Annotated in this window: 4 protein-coding genes; 2 read left to right on the top strand and 2 right to left on the bottom strand. The window is 68.8% G+C overall.

The window, feature by feature from the left end; all coding sequences use genetic code 11:
• Nucleotides 1–905 (bottom strand): Ig-like domain-containing protein (locus tag A5736_RS04180; RefSeq protein ID WP_076244690.1); only part of this gene is annotated, 905 nt, incomplete at its 3' end.
• Nucleotides 906–987: 82 nt separating this feature from the next.
• The gene (locus A5736_RS04185) at nucleotides 988–2091 is read right to left on the bottom strand and encodes a UDP-N-acetylmuramate dehydrogenase (protein WP_371328356.1); all 1104 of its coding nucleotides are present in this window, start codon (nucleotides 2089–2091) and stop codon (nucleotides 988–990) included.
• 2 nt (nucleotides 2092–2093) lie between these two features.
• Between A5736_RS04185 and A5736_RS04190 the strand changes: the two genes are divergently transcribed.
• Complete coding sequence (locus A5736_RS04190; protein WP_076126842.1) at nucleotides 2094–2618, top strand: DUF2505 domain-containing protein; 525 nt, start codon at nucleotides 2094–2096, stop codon at nucleotides 2616–2618.
• A gap of 24 nt (nucleotides 2619–2642) precedes the next feature.
• On the top strand, nucleotides 2643–3129 hold a 487-nt coding region (locus A5736_RS04195), incomplete at its 3' end, for a nitrilase-related carbon-nitrogen hydrolase (RefSeq protein WP_305800067.1).

Below are 3129 nucleotides of genomic sequence, written 5' to 3' on the forward strand. Positions count from 1 at the left end.
GGGTTGGACATGTAGAAGTCGGCGTACTTCTCGGTGACGACGTGGATGCCGTTGCGGGTGACGTTGCGCGCCTTGTCGGCCTCGCCGTAGCTGCACGGGAAGTCCATGATGACGCCGGCGTCGGTGACGACCTGGATGCGGTGCGACGAGACCTCGGCCTTGACGACCTGCTTTCGGCCGATCTGGATGCGCAGCGAGATGTCGTCGGCGCCGTACGCGCCCTCGCCGAAGGACCGCCCGTAGAGCTTGGCGTCGACGTTGACGGTGGTGCCCGCCGGGTAGTACTCGCGGGGGCGCCAGTGCGCTCGTGCGCCCTGCGCCTCGTCGGGCAGCCAGGCCCAGCTGCCCTCGACGGGCGGGTTGGTGGTGACGGTGAGGGCCTTCTCGACGGAGGCCTTGTCGCTGATCGGCGCGTCGAACTGGATGATGATCGGCGCCGCCACTCCGACGGTCTGGCCGTCGGCCAGCTGGAAGGCCCCGCCGATCTTCTTGCTGGGCGACACGGTGGTGAACTTGCCGCTGACCGGAATCGCCTTGCCGTCGTGGCCGACGGCCGAGCCGCTCCAGGTGTAGGTGCCGTCGTAGCCCAGCGGCTCGGTGATCGTGTAGACGGTTCGATCGGCGTTGAACGCTCCGGCGACGACCTTGCCCGACGAGTTCGTCAGCGCCACCTTCTGAAACCAGCCGTCACCGATCTGAACGCTCACCGGCGCAATGGGAATCACGTCCGAGGCAGCGTCGGCCGGCTCGAATTTCAGGTGCGCCGCGGGGGCTTCTTTCTTCTGCGCTTGCTTGGTCACGGTCCCCGCGCAGGCGGCCAAGAAATTGGGCGCGAACACACCAACCCCGAGGACCGCCAAAGCCAGCCGCCGGTTGATCGGCGGCGGCGCGCTGGATGTGCTCACGACAAATAAAGATACCGGGAGAACGACTCTCGCCCGGTCACGACAACTCGCCGCCCGGGGTGCCGTTGAGCGGATTTAACCCCTACAGCCTGCATCCGAGCAGGACGGGTTCGGGTTCCAGTGTGATGCCAAACACGTCGCGGACTCCGTCACGGATCGTGCGCGCCAACGTGACGACGTCCTCGGCCCTGGCCGCGCCGCGGTTCGTCAGAGCAAGCGCATGCTTGGTGGACAATCGGCATGGGGCGCGCTCGTCGGCCGGATAGCCTTTGGCGAAGCCCGACCGCTCCACCAGCCAGCCGGCGGCCAGCTTGACTCCGCCCGGTGCCGGGTAGTTGGGCACCGGCCCGTCGATCTCGGCGGCCAGCCCCTCGTACACCTCGGGTGCGACCACCGGGTTGGTGAAGAACGAACCAACACTCCACGTGTCGTGGTCGGCCGCGTCGAGGACCATGCCCTTGCGGGCGCGCAGCGCCAGCACCGCGTCACGCACGGCGCCCGGGTCGGTCCGCTCGCCGCTGGCCACGTCGAGCGCGGCCGCCAACTCGCCGTAGCGCAGCGGCGCGCTGCGGCCCGACGCATCCAATGCGAACTCCACTTCCAGTACCACAGAAGGGATTTCGAGGCCGCCGGCTTGCTTGAGCACGCTGGTGCGATACCCGAAGCCGAGCTCGCTGCCCGGTACCCACCGCTCGGTGCCGCTGCGTCGATCCAGCAGCCGGACCCGGGTGATGGTGTCGGACACCTCGGCGCCGTAGGCCCCCACATTCTGCACCGGCGTCGCGCCGGCCGAGCCGGGGATGCCGGACAGGCATTCCAGCCCGCCCAGGCCGTGCTCGATGGCCGCGAGGACGACGTCGTCCCACACCGCGCCCGCCTCCGCGCGCACCAGGTTGCCGTCGATGGTGATGCCATCGTTGGCCAATCGCACCGCGGTCAGGCCGACCAGGGTATCGGCGATCACCAGGTTGGAGCCGCCGGCGAACACCAGCGGCGGCCCAGCCGCCTTTTCGGAGTCCAGCTGACGCACGACGGCGACGATTTGTTCGGTGCTGGTGCAGGTGATCAGGCGCCGCGCCACCGGTCCGATTCGCATCGTGGTCAACGGCGCCAGCGGCACCGCCTCGGCGACATGCGCACCGGCAAACAGCGAACCGACCACGGGCCGTAACGGTAGCCTGGCCAGCTATGCCGCGTTCATTCGACATATCCGCCGACTACGAAGGCAGCGTCGAATCGGTTCTCCAGGCTTACCGCGAGGAGGCCTACTGGCTGGCCAGGCTTGCGGCGTCCGGTGTCGACGACACGAAGCTGGAGGCGTTGCGCTTAGGGGGCGAGTCCGGCGACGACGGCAGCATCGACGTGGTCACGCTGCAAGTGATCCGCAGTGACAAGCTGCCGGCCCTGATCACGCAATTGCACCGGGGCGATCTGTGCATCAGGCGCGAGGAGACGTGGGGCCCGGTTGCCGGCGGGGTCGCGATGGCCACGGTCGCCGGATCGATCGTGGATGCTCCGGCGAACGTGTCCGGTACCGCCGAGCTGTCTGCCACGGGCAAGTCGGTCGGCTCGCGACTGGAGTGCCGGATCACCGTCCACGTCCGCGTCCCACTCATCGGGGGCAAGTTGGAGAATTTCATCGGCACCCAACTGGCCGACCTGGTGGTCGCGGAGCAGCGGTTCACCACGGAGTGGATCGCGAACAACACCTGACCCGCCGCGCTTTAGGCTGGCGCCATGCGAATCGCGTTGGCGCAGATCCTCAGTGGCACCGACCCGGCAAAGAATCTGCAACTCGTCCGCGAGTACGCCGGCCGGGCCGCGGACGCCGGCGCGCGGCTGGTGGTGTTCCCCGAGGCGACCATGTGCCGGTTCGGCGTCCCGCTGGGACCGGTCGCCGAGCCCGTGGACGGGCCCTGGGCCGACGGTGTCCGGGCGGTCGCCGCCGACGCCGGCATCACCGTGATCGCGGGCATGTTCACTCCGGCCGGCGACGGGCGCGTGAAGAACACGCTGATCGCGACCGGGCCGGGCACGCCTAATGAGCCCGACACCCACTACGACAAGATCCATCTGTACGACGCGTTCGGCTTCACCGAGTCGCGCACCGTCGCGCCCGGGGCGGAGCCGGTGGTGATCACGGTCGACGGCGTCGGCGTGGGGTTGTCCGTTTGCTACGACGTCCGCTTCCCGGAGCTCTACACCGAACTGGCCCGCCGCGGCG

Origin of the sequence: Mycobacterium sp. SP-6446, assembly GCF_001954045.1 — a bacterium.
GTDB lineage: Bacteria > Actinomycetota > Actinomycetes > Mycobacteriales > Mycobacteriaceae > Mycobacterium.